Annotated in this window: 22 protein-coding genes; 3 read left to right on the top strand and 19 right to left on the bottom strand. The window is 55.4% G+C overall.

The features are described 5' to 3' along the window. Positions 1-6: 6 nt before the first annotated feature. Complete coding sequence (locus PS2015_RS01420; RefSeq protein ID WP_058020491.1) at positions 7-1,176, top strand: ABC transporter substrate-binding protein; 1,170 nt, start codon at positions 7-9, stop codon at positions 1,174-1,176. Positions 1,177-1,213: 37 nt separating this feature from the next. Here the strand turns inward: PS2015_RS01420 and PS2015_RS01415 are convergent, their stop codons facing one another. The 9 genes from PS2015_RS01415 to udk form a co-directional block, all read right to left on the bottom strand. Next, positions 1,214-2,629 carry a M20/M25/M40 family metallo-hydrolase gene (locus PS2015_RS01415; RefSeq protein WP_058020490.1) on the bottom strand — a complete coding sequence of 472 codons (1,416 nt, stop codon included), beginning with the start codon at positions 2,627-2,629 and terminating at the stop codon, positions 1,214-1,216. A 75-nt stretch (positions 2,630-2,704) separates the two neighbouring features. Next, positions 2,705-3,673, bottom strand: coding sequence for a DUF4097 family beta strand repeat-containing protein (locus PS2015_RS01410; RefSeq protein ID WP_058020489.1), 969 nt, complete (start codon positions 3,671-3,673; stop codon positions 2,705-2,707). 16 nt (positions 3,674-3,689) lie between these two features. Beyond that, entirely contained in the window at positions 3,690-4,172 is a 483-nt protein-coding gene (locus PS2015_RS01405) for a hypothetical protein (RefSeq protein WP_058020488.1), read from the bottom strand. Continuing rightward, the gene (locus tag PS2015_RS01400; RefSeq protein WP_058020487.1) at positions 4,162-4,683 is read right to left on the bottom strand and encodes an RNA polymerase sigma factor; all 522 of its coding nucleotides are present in this window, start codon (positions 4,681-4,683) and stop codon (positions 4,162-4,164) included. Before PS2015_RS01400 ends, PS2015_RS01405 begins: the two co-directional genes overlap by 11 nt. Positions 4,684-4,736: 53 nt before the next feature. Further along, entirely contained in the window at positions 4,737-6,176 is a 1,440-nt protein-coding gene (locus PS2015_RS01395; RefSeq protein WP_058020486.1) for an aspartate ammonia-lyase, read from the bottom strand. Then, positions 6,173-7,717 (bottom strand): leucyl aminopeptidase family protein, encoded by a 1,545-nt coding sequence (locus PS2015_RS01390; protein ID WP_058020485.1) that lies wholly within the window; start codon positions 7,715-7,717, stop codon positions 6,173-6,175. The genes PS2015_RS01395 and PS2015_RS01390 overlap by 4 nt, the downstream gene beginning before the upstream one ends. 38 nt (positions 7,718-7,755) lie before the next feature. After that, a complete protein-coding gene (locus tag PS2015_RS01385) occupies positions 7,756-8,694 on the bottom strand; it encodes an isopenicillin N synthase family dioxygenase (protein ID WP_058020484.1) in 939 nt (312 codons plus the stop codon). An 11-nt stretch (positions 8,695-8,705) separates the two neighbouring features. Further along, positions 8,706-9,914 carry a NupC/NupG family nucleoside CNT transporter gene (locus PS2015_RS01380; RefSeq protein ID WP_058020483.1) on the bottom strand — a complete coding sequence of 403 codons (1,209 nt, stop codon included), beginning with the start codon at positions 9,912-9,914 and terminating at the stop codon, positions 8,706-8,708. A 16-nt stretch (positions 9,915-9,930) separates the two neighbouring features. Further along, positions 9,931-10,581 (bottom strand): uridine kinase, encoded by a 651-nt coding sequence (udk, locus tag PS2015_RS01375; RefSeq protein WP_237113349.1) that lies wholly within the window; start codon positions 10,579-10,581, stop codon positions 9,931-9,933. Positions 10,582-10,702: 121 nt separating this feature from the next. On the opposite strand from udk, the gene PS2015_RS01370 reads away from it, so the two are divergent. Continuing rightward, entirely contained in the window at positions 10,703-12,688 is a 1,986-nt protein-coding gene (locus PS2015_RS01370; protein ID WP_058020482.1) for a transglycosylase SLT domain-containing protein, read from the top strand. Positions 12,689-12,729: 41 nt separating this feature from the next. Continuing rightward, positions 12,730-13,995 carry an alkaline phosphatase family protein gene (locus PS2015_RS01365; protein ID WP_082627890.1) on the top strand — a complete coding sequence of 422 codons (1,266 nt, stop codon included), beginning with the start codon at positions 12,730-12,732 and terminating at the stop codon, positions 13,993-13,995. Here PS2015_RS01365 and PS2015_RS01360 read toward each other — a convergent pair. From PS2015_RS01360 to PS2015_RS01315, 10 genes are all read right to left on the bottom strand, one after another. After that, on the bottom strand, positions 13,978-14,787 hold the full coding sequence (locus PS2015_RS01360) for a DUF2189 domain-containing protein (protein WP_058020481.1): 810 nt from the start codon (positions 14,785-14,787) through the stop codon (positions 13,978-13,980). The genes PS2015_RS01365 and PS2015_RS01360 overlap by 18 nt on opposite strands. Positions 14,788-14,877: 90 nt before the next feature. Beyond that, positions 14,878-15,444 (bottom strand): nucleoside deaminase, encoded by a 567-nt coding sequence (locus PS2015_RS01355; RefSeq protein WP_058020480.1) that lies wholly within the window; start codon positions 15,442-15,444, stop codon positions 14,878-14,880. Between the two features lie 2 nt (positions 15,445-15,446). Next, a complete protein-coding gene (locus PS2015_RS01350; RefSeq protein ID WP_058020479.1) occupies positions 15,447-15,965 on the bottom strand; it encodes a lipocalin family protein in 519 nt (172 codons plus the stop codon). Next, complete coding sequence (locus PS2015_RS01345) at positions 15,962-16,504, bottom strand: GNAT family N-acetyltransferase (protein WP_058020478.1); 543 nt, start codon at positions 16,502-16,504, stop codon at positions 15,962-15,964. The genes PS2015_RS01350 and PS2015_RS01345 overlap by 4 nt, the downstream gene beginning before the upstream one ends. Before the next feature lie 58 nt (positions 16,505-16,562). Continuing rightward, positions 16,563-17,444: a diguanylate cyclase domain-containing protein gene (locus PS2015_RS01340; protein ID WP_058020477.1), complete on the bottom strand. Its 882-nt coding sequence runs from the start codon at positions 17,442-17,444 to the stop codon at positions 16,563-16,565. 11 nt (positions 17,445-17,455) lie between these two features. After that, on the bottom strand, positions 17,456-18,589 hold the full coding sequence (locus PS2015_RS01335; protein ID WP_058020476.1) for a zinc-binding dehydrogenase: 1,134 nt from the start codon (positions 18,587-18,589) through the stop codon (positions 17,456-17,458). Positions 18,590-18,612: 23 nt separating this feature from the next. Continuing rightward, on the bottom strand, positions 18,613-19,584 hold the full coding sequence (locus PS2015_RS01330) for an alpha/beta fold hydrolase (RefSeq protein ID WP_058020475.1): 972 nt from the start codon (positions 19,582-19,584) through the stop codon (positions 18,613-18,615). A 73-nt stretch (positions 19,585-19,657) separates the two neighbouring features. After that, on the bottom strand, positions 19,658-20,182 hold the full coding sequence (locus PS2015_RS01325; RefSeq protein WP_058020474.1) for a GNAT family N-acetyltransferase: 525 nt from the start codon (positions 20,180-20,182) through the stop codon (positions 19,658-19,660). Between the two features lie 66 nt (positions 20,183-20,248). Continuing rightward, positions 20,249-21,316: an NAD(P)-dependent alcohol dehydrogenase gene (locus tag PS2015_RS01320; protein ID WP_058023081.1), complete on the bottom strand. Its 1,068-nt coding sequence runs from the start codon at positions 21,314-21,316 to the stop codon at positions 20,249-20,251. A 223-nt stretch (positions 21,317-21,539) separates the two neighbouring features. Then, on the bottom strand, positions 21,540-21,899 hold the full coding sequence (locus PS2015_RS01315) for a DUF1428 domain-containing protein (protein WP_169792253.1): 360 nt from the start codon (positions 21,897-21,899) through the stop codon (positions 21,540-21,542). Positions 21,900-22,254 lie beyond the last annotated feature (355 nt).

Genomic DNA, 22,254 nt, shown 5'->3' with positions numbered 1-22,254 from the left:
GAGACGATGAAGCAGTTTTCTACCCTGGTATTGGCAGGCCTGCTGACGGCCTGTGGCGGATCAACCGAGCAATCGGTCAGGGGCGTGACCGACACCGAAGTCGTCGTCGGCGGCAACCACGACATGTCCGGGCCATTTGCCACTTTTTCTGTGCCCGCGGTCAGGGCTGCCCAGCAACTGTTCAACGAAGTCAACGCCAACGGCGGCATTCATGGCCGCACCATTCGCTACATCGTAGAAGATCACGCCTATCAGGTGCCACGCGCCGTGCAAAACAACAACAAGCTGGTGCAGAACGACAACGTATTTGCCATGCTGCTCAGTCTGGGCACACCGCACAACCTGGCCTCGTTTCCGCTGATGGACCGCAACAATGTGCCCAGCATCATGCCGCTGGCGCTGTCCGGGCAAATGCTGACAGAGGGTGACTTCTCACGCCGTTTCGCCTTTGGCGCCGACTACTATCAGGCCGTCAGTGCCGGCATCGATTATCTGGTTGACGAACACAACATACAAAATCTGTGTGTCATGTATATTCCGTCCGACTTTGGTGAAGAGGTCAATCGCGCAGCCCAGGATGCGGTCGCCGACAATCCCGACCTGACGCTGGCCGCATCCACCTCCCACCGTCAGGACGAAAGTGATTTCTCCGGCGCCCTGTCTCGCCTGCGCGCCGCCAATTGCGAACTTGTGGCACTGGCAGTCGCCGTGCGACCCATTATGACCATTGCGTCAACTGCACGGGATATGGGCTGGGACGACGTACGATTTATCGTCTCGCAGGCTGGCTTTCACACGGTGATCGCTCAGGCACCGGGTGGCGTCACTGACGGCATTTACGCGGCATCGGCGTGGCCTGACATCGAAGAGCGGCGTGACAACCCTGAAACTATGGCCTGGATCAACGCCTATCAGAGCGCTCACAATGAGTTCCCCAGCACCGGCGCTGTGCTGGGAAGAATCGGCGCTGAAGCCTTTGTGCGCGGTCTGGAAGCGGCTGGACCTGATCTGACTCTGGAAAGTTTCCTGGCCGGTATGGAATCACTTGATTATCACGACCCGGTGACCGGCGTTGATGTACTGATGTCAGCAGACAAACACGCTGCCACCAGCGGCATCGTCATTTCACAAATCAGAAATGGCGGCTGGCAGACCATTGAGGTGATGGAGCAATAACTGTACCGCGTGGGCTCCGCCTGGAGCCCACATTGGCCTATTGCGCGCCGGCAAGCTGCTCTACAATTTCATAGTGCGTCCGAACGAATCGATAAAGTTCGCTTTCAATGATCCGTTCCTGATCACTGTGCGCCCCAAATCCCAGCGGGCCGTCTTCGGCGTCAATAGCCGGCCCAATGCCATAACACTGAATGCCGCGCGCCCTTAGATACGCCATATCGGTGGCACCGGTGCTCATGGTCGGGATGACAGTGGCGTTGTAGTTGGCCTGCATAACGCTCTCGATCACACGAAATGCATCAGTATCCAGGCGAGTGGATGCGCCCGGCCGCCAGTTACGCGAAGTAAAGTCAACCTCAACGGCCGGGTTGTCGATGACCTCTCTCAACAAATCCAGAAAGCCGTCCGGATCCTCTTCCGGAAGCATACGCACGTCCAGTGTCGCGCTGGCTTCTGAGGGAATGACATTGACGCGGTAACCGGCATTAATCATGGTGGGCGAAATACCGGTGAATAAAACAGCCGCATTGCGTGGTTCGTTTATTTTCAGCCACTGCAGTGCGGCCTGCCCTTGCGAAGAGCCGGGATTAAGAACTGCCCGATAGCGAGCCGCAGCCTCCGGCGAGGACACCGAAGCCATGCGGGAAAAATAGGTGCTGGTGGCATCACTCAAACGCACCGGGGGCTGCCAGTCAGCAGCCGCAGCAACAGCTCTGGACAAAGCGGCAACCGGATTATTCTGCAGTGGAACAGACCCGTGGCCAGCCACACCTCGGGCCGTCAGCCGTATGGAGCGCGGCAGCTTTTCAACGGTTTGCACGCCAACGTAGTGCACCTGCCCACCCTGACGCACGACGCTGCCACCTTCAGCGATGCAATGCTCCGCATCTATCCTGTCGAAATGTTCATTGACGATGTACTCAATACCGATACGGGTGGCACCTTCTTCGCCGGCTTCGGCCAGAAAAATCACATCCCGGTCCAGCTCCAGACCCTGGCGCTTGATCAGCAGCAGAGTCATCAGTGCAGCCGTGACGTTGTCCTTGTCGTCCACTGTACCGCGGCCATAAATCCAGCCACCATCGCGATGTGCACTGAAGGGCGGGAATACCCATTTTTCAGGATCGACGTTTACTGTATCAGTATGTGCCATCAACAGCAGCGGTCGTTTGCTGCCGTTGCCGGGAATGCGGGCAATCACATTAGGACGGTGATCTTCAAGCGCCAGCACCTCGACATCAATACCCTCATTTCTGAGAACAGACACAAGGTACTCGGCTACTTCAAGCTCACGGCCGGGTGGATCAGTCGAGTCCATACGCACGATATTCTGAAAATGCAGCAGGCTTTCATTATCGATCTGGGACCAGTCCAATTGTGCTGATGCTGACGAAATCAGGCTGAGTGACAATGCACAGGATACTGCGCGGGCGAGGGTTTTGATGGTGGCCACGAGGCTTTCTCCCTGAAAGTTGATCCCGCTGAGCGTACACCCCGTGGCATTGGCTGTCCATACAAGATTCGTGGCCTATCGTTGACGCAACTCCAGCCGTCCACTGATTGAAGTCAGACGCACATCACCGCTACCATCACCCATCGTAAAGTCCAGCCGGCGCGACGGTCCGAAACGATCACGACTGGGTTCATCGTTAGTCAGTTGATTGACCAGACGTGCGCCGGTGTTGCTGCGCAGACTGAAGCGGGCATTGACGTCTGCATCAAAGTCCAGTTCGATATGTCCACTGACAGTACTGCCGCTGACACGCGGTGCCGGGCTGCCAGACAGGTCAAGTTCAATGCTACCGTTCACAGTCTCCAGATCCAGCTCCTGCACTGACTGCACCCGCCCGCGAACACGGCCATTAACAACCTGCAAGGAGACTATCTCCGCCACGCTATCAACATCGATTCGACCGTTCACAGCCTCGATACTGACCCGGCCACTGCTCCCCCTTTCATCCACAGACCCGTTCACCGTGGTGATCTCAATCCGACCGCTGTTGTTGTGACTGCTGATTGCGCCATTCACCGTGTTGAGGTCAACAAATGTCCCCAGGTCAGCCGCATCTATGGCACCATTCACGGTTCTGATCCGCGCACCTCCCTGAACTCCATGCAAATCCACGTTCACATTCACACCTGTGAACTCTATGTCACTGTTAACGGGCACCGAGATTTCCAGCTCCGATCCGTCGGTAAACAGTCCACCACTGACGCGACGAGGCATTCTGACTATGAACTCAGTAAAACCATTGCTACTGTCCAGTTCAAATCCTGTCGCATCTTCGTCCAGCATACCGCTGACCGAGAACCTGTTCTGCGTATTGGTGCGGATGCGAACCTCACCGCGCATGACTTCCAGCCGCACTTTCTCATTGGGAGTGACCTGGCGCGTCTCATCAACTGACTGTCGCTGGGCTAAGGCCTCACTGCTACCCAGAATGATGAGTATCAGTGCCAGCGACACGGCCTGAATCCACTGTAACAAGGCTTTCATGAGTTCATTCCTCTGCTCAATAATCATAAATGTCTACGGAAGCAATCGTTTGAATGTATCCAAGCTGCTGGCGGTACAAAGATTCCATTTGACCGATCAGCACCGGATCATCGGGGTTATCATCCATTGCACTTTGCACCTGCCAGATGGCTTGATCCCAAACCGCCAACTGATACCGCCAATTGCCAAAATACTCGCTCACCGGCCCCAGCTCACCCAACTGCTGTGCCTTTTGCTGTTCGTATTGCTGAACAATGCGCACAGAAGCGGGTTGCATTTCAAACCAGCCAGGCATCAGCTGCAAGCGCCAGGCCAGCAGACCCGACGCGGCGAAAGTCACCACGGCGGCAATCGCCGCTGCGGAACCCAGCCATCGAAAACCAGCTCCCTGTCGCTGCTCTGGCAAGCGCGATTCTATTTGCTGCCAAAGGTCCCGTTCGGGCTGAATTTCCCGGCGCATTTGTGCAATCTGCCTGTCCAGATCTTCGTTACTGCTCACCTAAAAATCCCCTCAACAAGGTTCGAGCACGGTGATACTGTGCTTTGCTGCTGCCCTCGGCAATGCCAAGTAACTCAGCGATTTCGCTGTGTTGATAGCCTTCCAGGGCAAACAGTATAAATACCGCCCGCGCCTGCGAAGGCAATCGTTGAATTGCCTGTTCTAGATCATGATTTTCCGCATCCATCGCGGGAATCGAGCCGATCTCTGTCTCTTCAACGCCAGAGTCAACGAACTGCAATCTCTGTTCGCGACGCCAGTGATCGATGGCCGTCCGCGTGGCGATACTGCGCAGCCATGTCATAAAGCTGCTGTCACCCTTGAATCGCGGCAAGTGCTCCCAGACCTTGATAAAAATCTCCTGAGCGGCATCCTCTGCCCGCTGCCGGTCTCCCAGCAGGCGCCAGCATATCGCGTAGACACGTCCGATATGCTCCTGATAGATCCTGAAAAAGGCCTGCCGGTCGCCGCGCATGGCACGAGCGACAACGGCATCGATCACTTTTGACATTACAAACTGTTTCCGATGTTTGTAAGCTTAGACGGGCGGCAAGCGGGAAAGGTTTAAATGCTGCGTTGCCGTGGGTTCACCATATTCTCCGGTTTCAGGATCTCGGTGAGCAGGGACTCTTCCAGCAAGCCCTCTTCGCGCACCAACTCCAGCACTCCCCGACCAGAACTCAGGGCCAGCGCCGCAATGCGGGTGGCATTCTCATAGCCAATATACGGGTTCAGCGCGGTAATCAGACCAATAGAGTTATCCACCAGCTCACGACAACGGTCTTCATTTGCGGTGATACCGATCACACAGCGCTCGCGCAACATGTCCATGGCGCGTTGCAGAAGTCGCATGGATTCCAGGATCTTGTAGGCGATTAGCGGTTCCATCACGTTCAACTGCAACTGTCCATTCTCAGCTGCCATGGTGATTGCCATGTCATTGCCGACCACCTGATAGGCAACCTGGTTTACGGCCTCCGGAATGACCGGATTGACCTTGCCAGGCATGATCGAGGAGCCGGGCTGCTGCGGCGGCAAATTGATTTCAAACAGTCCGGTTCTTGGCCCACTGGAGAGCAGGCGCAGGTCATTACAGATTTTTGACAACTTGATAGCCAGACGCTTGGTCATACCAGAAAAAAGGACAAATGCCCCCATATCGGAAGTCGCCTCAATCAGATCGGCCGCCAGACGAATCGGATACCCGGCTATGCGCGCCAGATGATCGACGGCCAGCACGGCATAACGCGGATCCGAATTAATCCCGGTGCCAATGGCAGTGCCACCCAGATTAACCTCCAGCAGCAGCTCATACATGCCACCGATGCGTTCAATATCCTCGCCCAGGGTAGTGGCATAAGCACCAAACTCCTGCCCCAGTGTCATGGGCACAGCATCCTGCAACTGCGTGCGCCCCATTTTTATGATGTTCTTGAACTCATCACGCTTACCGGCAAACGCAGCCTGCAGCATTGCCAGACTATCTACGAGCTCAGAGTGTGATAACTGCAACCCCACACGAATTGCGGTTGGGTAAACGTCATTGGTCGACTGCGACATATTGACATCATTATTGGGGTGCAGGTGTTTATATTCCCCCTTCTTATGACCCAGATACTCCAGTGCCAGGTTGGCAATCACTTCATTGGCATTCATGTTGGTGGATGTACCCGCACCACCCTGAATCATGTCAACCACGAATTGATCGTGGTACTCGCGATTGATCAGTCTGTCACAGGCATAACAGATTGCTTCAAATTTCTTGTCATCCAGCTGGCCGATATCATGATTCGCGGCAGCTGCCGCTTTTTTCACCATGGCCAGACCAATGATGAGCTTTGGGAAATGTGCCAGCGGCACACCACTGAGCTTGAAATTCTCAAGCGCTCTCTGCGTCTGCACACCGTAGTATACGTCTGCCGGCACCGCCAGCGGTCCCAGCAGATCTTTTTCCATACGATGGGGTCCGTTTAAAACATCTTCCTGTCGGGGGACCGGTATCATTGAACACCTGCGTAGATTTTGACCCATTCAGTTAATAGCCGTACACCATGTCCTGTACCACCGGCCGGATGAATGCCACGCGCGCTGCTCAGCAAAGCCTGACTGGCCATGTCGATATGCAGCCATGGAGTATCCGCTGCAAAATGCTGCAGGAATACGGCACCAGCCTGAGCACCTGGACTGCCCGTGTTCTGGATATCAGCAATGCGGCTGTCGATGATGCCTCGATAGGGACCCAGCGGCAATTGCCAGACCAGCTCATCCGTCATCTGACCAGCCAGCTTCATGGAGTCCACAAGCTCGGGATAATCACTGAAAATGGCCGAGTAATCGGTTCCCAATGCTGTCGTTTTGGCTCCCGTCAAAGTAGCAATGTCGACAATCACGCTGGGATTATATCGATCACGTGCGTACCAGATGCCATCGGCAAGAATCAGACGGCCCTCTGCATCGGTAGAGCCAATCTCGATGGTCGTGCCATCACCGGCGCGCAGCACGTCACCAGGCAGAATCGCTTCTCCGGATATAGAGTTTTGCGATAAAGGTACCACACCGACCACATTGACGGCAGCCTGCTGCCCGGCCAATGCCTTCACGGCACCCACAACAGCGGCACCACCAGACTTATCGCCCTGCATCAACAATATTGAACTGGTGGTTTTCAGATCGTAACCACCCGTGTCAAACGTATTGCCTTTGCCAACCAATGCAATAGGCTGGTCGTCGCTGCCTCGCCAGTGCGCAATCAACAGATGGGCTTTGTGCTGACTGCCCTGACTGACGCCGTACAAAGAACCCATGCCCGCCTCAAGTACTTCTTCGGGCCCAAGAATGGTCACCTCCACGCCCAGCGGCGCAAGTGTCTGTAGCGCATACTCGGCAAATGCCGCCGGATAACCATTACTGCCAGGCAAATTGGTCAGTTCGCGCGCGGTAAACACGCCTTCAGCAACAGCCCGCAACATGTTGTACTGCCGCTGCGCATCCCCCACCGAACTGACTACCCAGTGATAGGTCTGTGCGGGACGGGCGTCCGGCTGACTTTTTAACTGATCAAACCGATAGTTGCGCAGGTCAACACCATGCGCGATAGCGGCTGACAGGCGGCTGTTGTCACCGGCATCGCTGATCAGGCTGGCATTCAATTCAATGACCTTAGCCCGTGTGCCGTTGATATGCACACTCAATGCAGCGCCGATTTCTTCAGCCACCGGTCGTTCCAGTTCGCCGGGATTGCCTACCCCCAGGGTAATCAGCCTTTCATAGGGCAGGCCGGCAGGGGCAAGAATCTCAACTCTCTGCCTGGCACTGCCGTCGAATTCAGCTGCTTGCAGGGCTCGATTGACCTGAGCAGTGGTCTCGGCTCCCCAGCCGGGCAAACTGACATCTGACAGTCCCTCTGGCACCAGCACCACCAGCGAATCGGTGCCCGGCATACCACGGGGCGCAAAATGTGTTGTTGTTTCAAGGTACTGAGCCATAGCCGCGAGCGGCATCAATGCTGCCAATAGCAAGGCCGCGAAACTACGCATAACAGTCATATCTGTCTCCTGATAAAATCCTGAATACCGCCCTGATCTTACTTCAGCAAGCCAATCTCAGCCAGTCGTTCCAGCAGATATTCGTTGGCAGTCACGGGCAGCGGATAGCGATCGGGATTGTCAGAAGATACACACTCGGGAAGAGTCCGGATCACGAAATCCGGATTGGGATGCAAAAAGAAGGGGATAGAGTATCGGGATCGCCCGGCGGCAGCACCAGCGGGATTTATGACACGGTGCGTCGTCGAGGGCAGCACATGGTTGGTCAGTCGCTGCAACATATCACCGATATTGACGACAACCGTATCGGCTTTTGTAGTGACTGGTAACCAGGAACCATCCGGCCGGAGAATCTGCAGCCCTGGCTCGCTGGCACCGACCAGCAGGGTTATCAGGTTGATATCCTCGTGCCGCCCGGAGCGGATGGATTCAGTAAGCGTTGAATTCAGAGGGGGGTAATGGATAGGGCGCAAAATGGAATTGCCATAATCGGTCTTGTCTGCAAAATAATTGCGTTCCAGCCCCAGGTACATGGCCAGTGCCTGCAGTACCCGTCCTCCCAGCTCGTTGAGTGCCCGGTACAGCGTCAGCATGGCCGGTTTGAAGCCGGGCACTTCGGAAGGCCAGCTATTGGCATACAATTGTGGATAGTGTGCCGGTGCATCCAGCTCCAACCCGACATGCCAGAACTCTTTAAGGTCAGGGTGGTTGCTGTCGCGCGCAGTTTCAACACCAAAACCGGTGTAACCTCGTGCGCCACCCAGCCCGGGCAGGTGGTAACGCTGCTTGACAGCCTCGGGCAGAGCGAAAAACAGTGACATTTGCCGATAGCATTCATCTACTATCGATGGCGCGATGCCATGCCCGTTTATGCCGCAGAACCCATACTCCTGATAGGCCCTGCCCAGGTTATGCACAAAGCGTTCGGTATCGCTATCCAGACGACTGATATCCAGTGTTGGCACCTGTACTGACATGACAACTGCTCTCAGGTTAACGAAAAGAACACACCGGCAATCGCGGCGCTCATCAGATTGGCCAGCGTCGCAGCCAGCAGTGCTCTCAGACCAAGTTCAGCGATATCACTGCGGCGCCCGGGCGCCATCCCGCCAAGCCCTCCCAGCAGGATCGCAATTGACGAAAAGTTGGCGAAGCCACACAAGGCGATGGTCACTATCAGGCGGGTCTGCTCACTGAGCTGGTCCTGAACCTGCACAAACTCCAGATAGGCGACAAACTCGTTGATGACCAGCTTCTGACCAATGAAACTGCCGGCCAACTGAGCCTCGCTCCAGCTTACCCCCAGCAGAAATGCCAGCGGCTGCAACAGGTAGCCAAATATGGCCTGCAAGGTCAGACCCTGCAGGCCAACCATGCCGCCCAACCAGCCCAGCAGCCCGTTCAGCAGTGCAATCAATCCCACAAAGGCCAGTATCATAGCACCGACGTTCAGTGCCAGCTTCATGCCGCTGGAAGCGCCAGCCGCTGCCGCATCGATAATATTGGTATGACGTTCCGGTGAGACAATCTCGGTCAGGTCATTTTTGGGCGCCTCGGTCTCCGGCAACATCATTTTCGCCATCAAAAATCCACCCGGCGCTGCCATAAAACTGGCGGCAATCAAGTATTTCAGCTCTACGCCAAGGCCTGCATAACCAGCCAGCACCGAACCGGCCACCGACGCCAGTCCGCCGACCATGACAGCAAATAACTCAGAGCGGGTCATGGTGGCGATAAACGGCTTCACCACCAGCGGCGCTTCCGTCTGGCCCACAAAAATGTTGGCCGCAGCCGACATTGATTCCGGCCGGCTGGTGCCCAGCAGTCGCTGCAGCGCCCCGCCAATCACGCGAATGGCCCAGACCATGATGCCGACATGATACAAAACAGCAATGAGTGACGAGAAAAACACGATCACCGTCAGCACATGTACAGCAAATATGAATCCCTGAGAAAAGTTACCGATCTCGCCAAAAACAAAAACGATACCGTCATTGGCATAGCTGATCACATTGGCGACGACTTGTGTGACCTGATACAGAACTGACTGTCCGAATGGCACATAGATGACAAAGGCACCAATCGCCAACTGAATGGCAAAGGCACCACCGACCGTTCGCCAGTTGATTGCGCGACGGTTACCCGAGACCGTATAGGCAATCAACAAAAGGGCCACAATGCCCACTATGCCTGTCATAGTTCTCTCCGAATCGTCAGCATTCAATGAGTTGCCGGATTTTAGTGGTGATCAAATCGATCGCCACTGTGTTCTGTCCACCTTCGGTCACCACCAGATCCGCGTGCTGACGGGCGGGCGCAATATGCTGATGATAGGCCGGTCGCACAGTGCGCTCATACTGCTCAATGACAGAATGCAGGCTGCGACCACGCTCCTCCGTATCGCGGCGTATCCGTCGCAACAGACACAGGTCCAGCGGCGTATCAACAAAGATGCGCACATCAAAACAATCACGCAACGCCGGCACACTCAATAACAGGATGCCCTCGACCATCACCACACGAGGGCTGACAATCGATAAAGCCTTGCTACGTCGTGTATGTCGGCGAAAATCGTACTGAGGCACCTCAACTGAGCCGCCTGATTTGAGCACCGCAAGATGCTCAACCAACAGGTCGTGTTCAAATGCAGAAGGCTGATCGTAGTCGGTCAGCACCCGCTGCTCCATAGGCAGATGGCTCTGATCCCGGTAATAGGCATCCTCGGCAATGACCGCCAGCTGCTGACTACCCAGCTTTGGTGCTAATTGCTGATAAATTGAAGATGCCAACAGACTTTTTCCCGAGGCGGACGCCCCGGCAATGGCAATGATTGTTGTCGTATCAGACGGTCCCTGGATTGGCACAGAAAATCCTGTTGAATCGATTAACGCGACATTATCACCAAAAACCCATGCGGAAAATATATCAGCTTTATGACATCGGCCGACAATTGACAGCCTGTTCAGCTTGATCGAGACTAGAGCCATGCCCAGCCTGTGTCGTTATCTCGCCGATCATCTTCGACAACCACTCCTTGTGGCGACAGCCTTTGCCATGCTGCAACTGGCTCCGCTAACGTATCTGCACGCTCAGGCGCCGCACTACGGCACCAATATTTCTGCGCAGCGCGAACTCTATCTGCAAGCCAGGGAGGCTCTGGAACGAGGCCAACAACAACAATTTCAGACACTCAGAGGGCAGTTGATCGCTTATCCACTGCTTCAGTACCTGGATTACGCATCAATTCAACGTCAACTGGCCGACCTGCCATATGCGGATGTCGATCGCTTTCTGGAGAGCTACTCTGGCTCTTATCTGGCTGAACGGCTGGAACGCGAATGGGTGGCCACACTGGCCAAAGAGGAGCGCTGGCAGGATGTGGCCGTCTACTTCAACCCTGACAACACCTACACCACACTGAGCTGCCAGGCGCATCAGGCCTGGCTGAATATCGGTGACACGGAACGTCTGACCGAAGTGACTACCTTATGGAACGTCACCCGTTCGCAGCCCAATGAATGCGATCCGGTTTTTGAAGCCTGGATGGCCGCCGGACACCTGAGCGCAGACATTGCCTGGCAGCGCTTCAGCAACAACCTGCAGGCCGGCAACCGCTCGCTTGCCCGTTATATTGCCGGACTGTTGCCGGAACGAGAACAGCAGCTTGCGCAGCTCTACCTGCAGACCGACAGCCAGCCTGAACGATTGCGTAACCTGGACAATTACGTCACCAATGAACCCGAAGTCCCGGACATCGTCCTGCACGGCGTCCGGCGACTGGCCAATATTGACGCCCCGCAGGCGATGTTGATGCTGCACGCCCACAATGATCGTCACAATTTCAGTGACCAGCAGATGCTCGATGCCCAGCGCTATATCGCAATGCGCCTGCTCCTGCAGGGCTTTGATGAAGAAACCGAGACTCTGCTGCGCAACACCCCGGAGCTGGCTACCGAAACCCTGGTGAGCTGGCTGTTACGAGACGCCCTGCGCGACCTGGACTGGCCGCGCCTACAGCAACTGTTGCAGAAATTGCCAGAGCAGGACCGCCAGTCCGAACGTTGGCAATACTGGCATGCCCGCAGCCTGGAGCAGGCCCGGGGCGAACAGGCCGCCGAGCGGGCGCTGGCCATCTACCGATCTATCGCCGGTAATCGCAGTTTTTACGGTTTTTCCGCCGCGCAGCGGCTTAATCAGCCCTATGCCATCGTAGACAGACCCGTCGATGTGAACGCCGCCGATCTTGACGCTCTGTACAATTTGCCCGCGGTTGTGCGCGCGCACGAACTTTATCATCTGGGTGACGAACTCAATGCTCGCAATGAGTGGCAACACGCCAACCGCAACATGACGCCTGGTCAGATTGCAGCCAGTGGCCGACTTGCCAACAACTGGGGCTGGCACCGCCAATCTATTCAGGCCATGATCCGACTGCAGTATTGGGATGACCTGAGCCTGCGATTCCCTTTGGCACATGGTGACCTTTTCAGCTCCGCTGCCAGCCAGCTCGATGTGCCGGCACCGCTGCTCTATGCGGTAACGCGCCAAGAGAGTGCCTTTATGCATGATGTGCGCTCCCCCGCCGGCGCCCGGGGCCTTATGCAGCTGATGCCTGCGACCGCGCGCGAGGTCGCACAGGGACTGGGACTGCGCATCAGCAATCAGGACCTGTACAACCCCGACATAAACGTGACGCTGGGCAGCCACTATCTGGCCAGCCTGCTGGAAGAGTTTGACGGCAACCGTATCCTCGCCACGGCAGCCTACAATGCAGGCCCCAACCGCATCAACCAATGGCTGTTGCGCTCACGTGACAAGCCTCTGCCTGTCGACGTATGGATAGAAACCATTCCTTTCGCGGAAACTCGGGGTTATGTTCAGAACGTGCTGGTGTATGCCGTCATTTACGGCCATTTGTCAGGGCAAGCAGTGCCGTTCATGACTGATCGGGAACGCACCGCTTTACTGTGAGCGAGACCTTACATGATTTTGTCATACAGGCGTGTTATTAAATGCGCATGAATAGGCCTCACACATTTTTCTCTCTGCTCCTGAGCACTCTGCTGCTTGTGCTGACTCCGTTTGTCACCGCGCAAGCACCTGAGCCATTGGACGACACTATCATTCTGATCTCCATTGACGGAGCCCGGCACGACTACCTGGATTTACATCACGCGCCCACACTTCGGCGGCTGGCGGCCGTCGGCTTGCAGGCGCGTCATCTACAACCCGTTTTCCCTACTAAAACATTTACCAACCACTATTCATTGGTAACCGGCCTGTATCCGGCAAAACACGGCATTGTTGACAACAATATGTATGATCCGCCAACTGGACTGCGCTTCAGTCTGGGCAACCGTGAGCAGGTGCAAAATCCTTATTGGTGGGGCGGCGAGCCCATCTGGGTCACCGCCATCAAACAGGGGCTGGTGAGCGCCACATTCTTCTTTCCTGGCTCAGAAGCTGCTGTGCAGGGAATCAGCCCCAGTTACTGGTTTACCTACGATGAAAGCATCAGTAACCGGCAGCGTGTGAATACGGTACTGGACTGGCTGGCTAAACCGGCCGCAGAAAGACCACAGATGATCACCCTGTATTTCAGCGATGTAGACACCGCAGGGCATAATTTTGGTCCGGAATCAGAGGAGGTGCGCCAGGCGTTGGCGCATGTAGACGGCGAGATAGGCTATCTGGTGGCAGAGCTGGAGGAACGCCGTCTTTTGAATCAGGTCAATCTGATGATCACATCTGATCACGGCATGGCGGCAGTGGATCTTAATCAGCACATCATCATCGATGAAGCCTTTGACACCACGCTGGCCGAGCAGATTCTTTATTCACGCGAGCTGGTCAGCATTTTCCCGGCACAAGGCAATAGTGAACAATTACTCTCGCAATTGCGCCAGAACCTGCCAGTGCAGGCGAGCGTGTATAGTGCCGATACCCTGCCGGCGCGCTTCCACTTCAGCGGCCATGAGCGTATTGCCCCGATTCTGGTTCTGGCCGAGCCGGGCTGGGCCATGCTGCGACGCAGTTGGCTGGAAGGGTTCGAGCGCGAAGCCTCCCTGAACCGTATCCGCGGCGGTCACGGCTACGACAATAGCGCACCGGACATGCAGGGCCTGTTCATCGCACACGGCCCGGCATTCCGGTCTCAAACCAAAATCGAGAGCATCAGAATGATTGACCTCTACAATGTCATGGCCAATATTCTAAAACTGACACCTGCAGTCAACGATGGCGACCCTGACCTCGTCCCGTTACTGCTCAAGCCCTGAGTCACAGCGCCGACAGCTACGCCGGTACAGATGCCAGGTCGCGTGACCAAGCACCGGCACCACTATCGCCAGCCCAATGAACAGGGGCACAGCCGCCAACGCCACCATGGCAATCACCAGCAGGTACCAGGCGGCCATGGTCTTCCAGTTTTTCAGCACCACGGCTATCGACACACCCACCGCGTGCGGCAAGCCGACTTTGTGATGAATCAACAGGGGCAGGGACACCACTGTGGTTACAAACACAATCACGCTGTATAAAAAACCGATGAAGAGGCCGCTCATCATCAGCTGCCAGCCCGCCGACGTTGTCATGACCTGCTGAAGCAGAGCCAGCATGTTTTCCGGCTGCTCAGCACCAAAATAGGCTCCATAAAGCGCCTGCGCCGTCATCATCCACGTCATGAATAGCACAGCAAGCACCAGCCCCATCAAGGCAATGGCGCCTCGAGACGGCGATCTGAACACATCAAAGACATACCACCAGGCGTAATCAAGTCCGGCTTCACGACGCCGGCTCAGTTCATAGAGGCCACAGGCGGCCAGTGGTCCGATCAAGGCTATACCTGATATCAACGGAAACACCAGCGGCAGGGGATTCTCCCCCAGACCGATCAGCGCGGCAAACACCGCCACCAAGGCGTAGATCAATGTGATAAAAATACCGTGAGTAGGGCGGGCGAAAAAATCGTCCAACCCCCGGCGCATGGACTCCCGAAGGTCAATCAGAGAAATATTTCTGATTTCGAAGTGCGGTCCGGAATCGATCGATACATCAGTATGCGCGCGCATGCTGCACCTCCTGATCTTGCATGAATTAACCGCTATCTTTAATTCAGACCGTCAAAACCGATGAGTTGTTCCAGAATAAACTAAAGAATATTACTTGCGTGCGGCGCTAAGGCCGCGCCAGTCTTCCAGATCCAGATCAGGATTGTCTTTTCGGAAGCGGGCATACCGTTTAATGCCCTGCTGATCCTCCAGGATTTGCACCGGCACACCTTTGCTTTGCAACAGCGATTCTGTGCCCGACGCGTTGGTCACATCCCCCACCACCACACGGGAAAAACCGCGCATATACAACAACGTGGCACACACCTGACAGGGGCTCAATGACGTAAACAGCGTCGTCTTGCTGAAATCGATGCGTCCCGCATCGCGAATAGCTGAGGTTTCACCATGATTATAGGGGTGGTTTTCCTGCACCAGCGTATTGTGTCCCTTGCCAACAATCTGACGACTGGTATTGTCAATGATGACGGCGCCGATCGGGCAACCGCCTTCATCAAGGCTTTTTTCCGCCAGCAGCACAGCAATTCGCATAAAGTCCGCATCGCTCAAACGTGCTGCGAACGTCTTGTCCATCAGCACCGACAGGCTGCGCGTAGGCATATGAGCAATAACACGCAGCACATCGTCATTTAATTCTGTTTGATTGCTCAGCAGCATGGTCAGTCCGCATGTTCCACATAAATCAGACTATCGACATCGAAACCCAGGCGGCCGGCCTGCCGCTCAAACTGTTCAATCACTTCAGGCGCCACCTCTGGTGTGCGCGCCAGCAACCACAAATAAGAGGTATCCGGGCCAGAGATAAACGCATAGTCATAGTTGTCTTGTTCAAGCTCAAAAATGACATATGACCCATAAAAGGGGCCGAAGAACGAAACCTTCAGATACCCCGTGTTATCATCCTCAACGAAATACGCTTTGCCGACGGCTTCTTCCCAGGCCTGATCAGAAACAGAAAACCCCCGATTAAGTACCCGCACACCACCATCGTCACGCATCGTATAATTAGCAGTAACGCGCTCCAGCCCCCGCTCAAAGGAATGGTCCAGCCGGGCGATTTCATACCAGGTTCCCAGATACCGGTTAAGTTCAAATCCCTTCACCGGCGCCACGCCATCGGGTGCGCCGAGACAGGCATTCAGCAACAGGGCCAAAGCAACCGTCAACCAGTTTTTCATACAGTTTTTCCAATGCTTAAAACCATCACAATATCATCTATGCTCTGGCCACGCAGCCGGAAGCGATCCCGCAGCACTCCAACCGTTTTAAAGCCAAGTTTCTGATACAGGGACACGGCAGGCGTGTTATTCGCAAACACACGTAGCTCAATCCATTCCAGCTCTTCATGATGGCGGGCAAAATCAATGGCTCGGCTCATCAGACGCTCACCCAGGCCCTGGCCACGATAGGCGCCCTCTATACCGATTCCCAGTTGGCACCAGTGCATACTGGATTGCAACGGATCGCTTTTAAGATCCACGTGTCCCACAATATTACCCGTGGACATATCCTGCGCACAAAACCAACGCTGCCAACCGCACTTGTCCAGCGGCAGAAATGCGCAGTCAACAGATGCGCCACGCGGCCCTTGCGGATCGTCTGGCAAGAAAGGCATAAAATGTATGTCATTGACTCCGGACTCATTCCGGTGACGACCGAAATGAGCGGCCAACGCCGGAATCAGCTCTACTGTCAGGGGATGAATTTCAGTGGCCATGGATTACAATCCATTAGATTATTCTGATTTACGATGACCAGATACGCGGTGGAGCTCATCATTCGACCTTGCGTTTATCTGCATACATTCGGGAGTCTGCCGTATTCAGAAGCTGCCTGGCGGTATCACCATCCTCCGGGTAGCGCGCAACGCCGATACTGCAGCCAACACGAAAATGCTCGCCCTTGTATTCAATTGGCACTTCCAGAATTCGGCGTATTTTCACCATCGAAGCGTCGACCGAAGAGGGTTCTGAAACGTCCGTCAGCAAAATGGTAAACTCATCGCCGCCAATGCGACCGATGGTATCCGACTTTCGCAATCCGCTTTCAAGTCGGCGGGCAATGTCCTTGATTACATAATCGCCCGCCTCGTGACCCCAGCCATCATTGATACGTTTGAAGTCATTCAGATCAAGGTACAACAAAGCAAGCGGGCGATGCTCTCGCTCGGCCGCGCGCAACGCTGTCTCAAGGCGATCATTAAACAGGTGCCTATTGGTCAGGCCGGTCAACGGATCGTGGTGCGCCAGAAATCGCAACTCTTCTTCGGCCTGCTTCAACGCGGTGATATCCCGGGCCACACCAATGCGCACCTGTTGCTCATCATCCCAGCGCGCAGACCACAGAATATTGACGATGCTGCCATCTTTTCGCAGGTACCGGTTCTCAAAATGGATATGAGGCTGGCCGCTGATCACCCGTTGAGCGGCCTGCATCGTCGAGTCCAGATCACCCGGGTAGACGTATTGTCGGATGGGTGTCCCGATCAGCTCATCCTTGGCATAACCCAGCAGTGTCTCGCAGGCGTCATTGACAAACAGGATCACCCCAGACCCGTCGACCACAAAAACCGTGTCCATAATCAGGTTAATCAGCTTGGGACAGATCGCATGGATATCTACTGAGCTTGCGGTACTGGATTCATCGGGATCTGACATAAGCCGCCTGTTTACTTCTGTGGACAAATCAAATATTTCTCACCCGTATGTTTGGCATAGTATTGTCGCACAGTATCCGCGTCCAGAGCTTCAGAAAGTGAAATTTCATTGGTGTAGTGGCTGGCAAATGTTGTTTTCAGCTCATTGGCGACGCGGGCGCGCAGACGGGCGCTCACCTCAGGGCCGGCCTTTGCCAGAAAGTTGGGCAGCAACCAGCCGCCGACACCCCAGGCCATGCCGTAAGCACGTTGCAACACCGTGGCTGAGGTATCCAGATTGCCATACAGGTAGACCTGCTTGTGTTTAACCGAACCATAAATGCTGTACGCACCCGGGATACGCGCCGCAGCTGCCTCCATGCATGTCAGAATGTTCGATGCCAGCATGCCGCCGCCAGTGGCATCAAAAGCCAGCGTGGCCCCCGTGGCCTCAATGGCATCAGTCAACTCAGCCATAAAATTCTCCGAGCCGCTGTTGATGACGTATTTGGCACCCATCTTCAGCAGCAAGTCGGCCTGCTCCTGCTTGCGGACAATATTGACCAGCTGCACACCATCGGCCTGGCAGATACGCACCAGCATCTGCCCCAGATTAGAGGCCGCCGCCGTGTGAATCAGGGCAGTGTGCCCCTCCATGTTCATCGTTTCTATCATGGACAGCGCGGTCAGCGGATTCACGAAACAGGATGCCCCATCCCTGGCCGTATGCCCGTCCAGTAACGGCAGGCAGGCGGACGCATCCACACAACGGTATTGCGCATACATACTGCCACCCATCACGGCAACCACTTTGCCAGCCAGACTTCTGGCCAGCTCCGAATTGCCCGTCGCAACCACGGTGCCGGCCCCTTCATTACCCACGGCCAGTGGCTGACCCACGCGCGCTTTCATCGCTCGCATACCCTGCTCTGAGACAGGCGCTGTAAAAGTGCGATCTGCCCCGTCGCCCGAAGACCTGCCCGCACCCACGTCCGACCAGCCAAACATGACGCCCTGGTCAGACGGATTGATGGGTGTTGCTTCTATTCTGACCAGCACCTGGTTATCCTCCGGTACGGGGACGGGTTTTTCCATCAGTTCAAGGCGCAGCTCCCCCGACTCTGAGAGCGTAGAGAACATCTGAAGGAATGTATTATCTGAAGACATAAAAGCTCCTGGTAAGGTGGTAGTTAAAAACGCTCAGCGGCAATTCTTTCCAACAAGACCTTGCAGATCGTTTGGCCGTGCGTGTTCTGTGGAAAATGACCGGCATCAGCCAGTGGATCAAAGGTCGCTTTCATACGCCCGGCCCAGGTACGCCCCCAGTCCTCGGTGAAAACGTCATCCGTGCAGCCCCAGATGAAATGCGCAGGCAGCTGCAAATCCAGCAGGCAACGATAATGGTGAGTCTGAGCCGCCCCATTGCCGCTATCGTAATCTGTCGCAGGTATTGATAAGGGAAATTGACGATAGCCGTTAAACGCCGTGTCAGGCATACCCCGATAAGGCGCAGAAAACCCCCGGTAAATTTCTTCAGCCTTGCCGGTGAAGCCCGGATTTTTTCCTTCAATCAGTGCAGGCAAAATAACGTCGCGCGACGCCAGCCCGCCGCTCAGCAGCAGCAAAAGCGCCACATCAGGACACGGCCGGTCAAACAGGCCACCCGCTTTCCAATGGCCAAACCACTTGCGGATACCCTCAGAGTATTCAAATTCAGGGTGATGCAACCACGTGTTCATGATTAACAGCCGCTCAAAGCGTTCGGGCATTATGGCTACCTGTGCCAAACCTGTCGGGCCGCCCCAGTCCTGGCAAACCAGCGTGATCCTGTGCAGGTCCAGGGTTGTGATCAGACTGGTCAGGATCTCGGTATGACGCGCTATGGAATACCAGTGAATATCCGTGGGCTTGTCTGATCGGCCAAAACCCATGTGGTCTGGCGCTATGCAGCGATAGCCAGCCTTTACCAGCACAGGGATCATGTCCCGGTACAGATAGGACCAGGTTGGCATGCCATGCAGCAACAACATGACCGGCCCATCCCGGGGACCCTCGTCAACATAGTGCTGGCGCAAATCCTTCCAGTGGTGATACCGAGGCTGAAAAGCAAAGTCAGCGAGTCCGGCAAAGTTTTCATCGGGCGTACGAAGAAAGTCAGTCATTTCAGATTCCGACTACTGTCTGTTCATTCATGATGGGCTGCGCTCAAACACCGTGAACCCCCTGCCTATTCACTCAAGACTGTCGACGCCTGACCATGGCTATTCGCTTGTCCGGATCGGGAAGGGCTGCCCGCTGTTCCTGCAAGACCACGAAAAGTTCGCTTCCACACTCACGATCCTGAACCATAACAAAACCATGTCGCTCATAGTAAGGTCTGTTCCAGGGGAAATGCGCATAGGTTGTCAGCCAGAGAGGTCGCTCGCCACTCCATGCGATTGCGCGCCCCAGCAGCATAGTGCCAACGCCACGTCGCATATAACCGGGCAGTACAGCTATCTGGTCCAGGTAAGGCTCTTGGTCAAGGAAGCCGAGCGTAGCAAATCCGATGGGCACACCCTGTTGATTGACTGCTAGCTGCGCGAGCCCTTGTTTGATCGCGCGAGCCCACCTGAGTTTCTCGGCTGCAACAAAAGGATGATCGTTGCCCAGGTCAAGTTTGAGTCCTGCTGTCGCATAGATCTCACTCGCCGCGTCGTCGATTGCAACAAGTGCCTGCAATTCATCAGAATGAGCCACTCGCAAAGAAAACGCGTCCAAACTCTATACTCCATTCCAATTGCCTGCTGGAGATAATACCCAAGCAAGCTTATGTAAGCGTATTGGTCATGGGGTGATAGCAATCTTGAGCACACCATCGCGCTGGTTTGCGAACAGCTCATACGCTTCTTCGATTCTGTCCAGCGGGAACCGGTGAGTCACGAGTGGTCGCAGGTCGGCGCGGGTAGAAGCCAGCACGTTCATCAGCCTTCGCATCCGCTCCTTGCCGCCGGGACACAGCGTGGTCACGATGGTGTGATCGCCAAGCCCGGCGGCAAAGGCGTCCAGAGGCAGGGTCAGCTTGCCCGAGTAGACTCCCAGACTGGAAAGCGTGCCACCCGGTCGCAGCACGCGCAAACAACTCTCAAACGTCGCCTGCGTGCCAAGAGCCTCGATGGCTACGTCCACGCCCCGCCCGCCAGTGGCCTGCAATATCGCCTCGACCGGATCGCGCTCCGTGTAATTGATCGTAAGGTCTGCGCCCAACGCCCTGGACATAGCAAGTCGCTCCGGCACGCCATCCACGGTGAGAATTCGCGTTGCGCCAGAAAGCTTCGCACCCACTGTTGCACAAAGCCCGATTGGCCCCTGCGCGAACACGGCAACCGTGTCGCCTATCTTGATGCGGCCACTTTCTGCACCACCAAATCCGGTGCTCATGATGTCTGGGCACATAAGCACCTGCTCGTCGGTCAGGCCATCGGGAATCGGCGCAAGGTTCGCCGTCGCATCGGGAATCAGAACATACTCGGCCTGACAACCGTCAATAGTGTTGCCGAGCCGCCAGCCCCCCATAGCCTTGCCACCGCATTGAGCCTGAGCCCCGCCAAGACACGGGTAACACTGCCCGCATGGTGTGATAGCGCCAGCAATGACACGTTGACCGACCTCGTAACCCTGCACCGCATCGCCGAGCTCCTCGATAACACCCACTGGCTCGTGACCGACAGTCAGTCCGGGTGCAACCGGATACTCACCCTTGAGGATATGGACATCAGTTCCGCAGATTGTCGTGGTCGTTACCCGAAGCAGGGCGTCGCGCGGCCCTACCCTGGGAACAGGTTTTTCTGTCAGCACGATCCGTCCGGGCTCCACAAAGACCGCCGCTTTCATGGTTCGGTTTGATTGTACCATTGCTAGACCTCCCTGAATGGAGCTGTGCCCGGCCAAGCTGCAGTGAGCGGCCATTGAAACGAGACCCGGCGCACAAAACCAAGAACCTCCGGGGCAAGACCGGAGGGGATCGCGTTCTGGCGCACACAGTTTGTCTTTGTAACGCCTGCGAACCTTTTAGTCAAATGGACTTGACGCCATGGCTCTCATCACCCTTGACCCCTGGGTTCTACTCCGCCTCCAGCTATGGAACGAACGCATGAAAACAACCATAAGCCATCCGTTCTGCGTCGAATCCTACATCCGCTGCAGCCATCAACTCCGCCATTCTCGGATCTGCTGCCACTTTTTCGTTGACCAGATCACGTGATTGGCGTGAAGCGAAAATGACCCAACCGAATAATATACATTCATTTTCCTTAGCATTAACGACATCGGCAAACGAGCGCGTTCCCTCCAAATGCACATCGTCTCCAACAGATTCCCAATAGTCTAGAGCGCCATGTTCCTTCCATATCTTTGCAACTTCCATAACCAGATTTTTATAGTCGTCCAGCCGATCGCGGGGAACAGGGTGGACGAAACCGTCTATGCAATGAGACATGCTACCTCCATTGTCGAAAAACAGGGGACATTTGGAGCGCTGCGAAATTTGCTCCGGGGCACCAAGGGCACATAGTGCCATTCTAAGCAGCAACTTGATAACCCCTGGCGTTCACTTATGGCAAGTCGAAGAGCCAATCCTGTACACAAACCCAAGGTAACCTGGATACCCGCATGTCGACCCTACAACGCAGACTGCGTCAGCACAAAAATATTATCGCGTCCGGGCGAAAGCGCCAGCGCTACCGAGGCAGCTGAAAATATTGCGACGGTCTCAATTGGTATCATGTTGTAATTCTCCTGTGCTGCCTGACGCCTCACACACCGGTGTGGTGAAGTTGGCGGCTTTGCCATGG

The sequence above is a fragment of the Pseudohongiella spirulinae genome (assembly GCF_001444425.1).
In the GTDB taxonomy this organism is placed as follows: Bacteria; Pseudomonadota; Gammaproteobacteria; order Pseudomonadales; family Pseudohongiellaceae; genus Pseudohongiella; species Pseudohongiella spirulinae.
Note: the sequence above shows the minus strand (reverse complement) of the source record. Positions and strands in the feature narration are given on the sequence as shown.

Bases quoted from the DNA above. Each gene is read 5' to 3' on its own strand.
- PS2015_RS01350 (WP_058020479.1), bottom strand. From the start codon at position 15,965: ATGAAAAACTGGTTGACGGTTGCTTTGGCCCTGTTGCTGAATGCCTGT.
- PS2015_RS01320 (WP_058023081.1), bottom strand. From the start codon at position 21,316: ATGGTACAATCAAACCGAACCATGAAAGCGGCGGTCTTTGTGGAGCCC.
- PS2015_RS01395 (WP_058020486.1), bottom strand. From the start codon at position 6,176: ATGATACCGGTCCCCCGACAGGAAGATGTTTTAAACGGACCCCATCGT.
- PS2015_RS01340 (WP_058020477.1), bottom strand. From the start codon at position 17,444: ATGTCAGATCCCGATGAATCCAGTACCGCAAGCTCAGTAGATATCCAT.
- PS2015_RS01355 (WP_058020480.1), bottom strand. From the start codon at position 15,444: ATGCTGCTGAGCAATCAAACAGAATTAAATGACGATGTGCTGCGTGTT.
- PS2015_RS01420 (WP_058020491.1), top strand. From the start codon at position 7: ATGAAGCAGTTTTCTACCCTGGTATTGGCAGGCCTGCTGACGGCCTGT.
- PS2015_RS01330 (WP_058020475.1), bottom strand. From the start codon at position 19,584: ATGACTGACTTTCTTCGTACGCCCGATGAAAACTTTGCCGGACTCGCT.
- PS2015_RS01390 (WP_058020485.1), bottom strand. From the start codon at position 7,717: ATGACTGTTATGCGTAGTTTCGCGGCCTTGCTATTGGCAGCATTGATG.
- PS2015_RS01345 (WP_058020478.1), bottom strand. From the start codon at position 16,504: ATGGCCACTGAAATTCATCCCCTGACAGTAGAGCTGATTCCGGCGTTG.
- PS2015_RS01410 (WP_058020489.1), bottom strand. From the start codon at position 3,673: ATGAAAGCCTTGTTACAGTGGATTCAGGCCGTGTCGCTGGCACTGATA.
- PS2015_RS01335 (WP_058020476.1), bottom strand. From the start codon at position 18,589: ATGTCTTCAGATAATACATTCCTTCAGATGTTCTCTACGCTCTCAGAG.
- PS2015_RS01315 (WP_169792253.1), bottom strand. From the start codon at position 21,899: ATGTCTCATTGCATAGACGGTTTCGTCCACCCTGTTCCCCGCGATCGG.
- PS2015_RS01380 (WP_058020483.1), bottom strand. From the start codon at position 9,914: ATGACAGGCATAGTGGGCATTGTGGCCCTTTTGTTGATTGCCTATACG.
- PS2015_RS01370 (WP_058020482.1), top strand. From the start codon at position 10,703: ATGCCCAGCCTGTGTCGTTATCTCGCCGATCATCTTCGACAACCACTC.
- PS2015_RS01400 (WP_058020487.1), bottom strand. From the start codon at position 4,683: ATGTCAAAAGTGATCGATGCCGTTGTCGCTCGTGCCATGCGCGGCGAC.
- PS2015_RS01385 (WP_058020484.1), bottom strand. From the start codon at position 8,694: ATGTCAGTACAGGTGCCAACACTGGATATCAGTCGTCTGGATAGCGAT.
- PS2015_RS01365 (WP_082627890.1), top strand. From the start codon at position 12,730: ATGCGCATGAATAGGCCTCACACATTTTTCTCTCTGCTCCTGAGCACT.
- PS2015_RS01360 (WP_058020481.1), bottom strand. From the start codon at position 14,787: ATGCGCGCGCATACTGATGTATCGATCGATTCCGGACCGCACTTCGAA.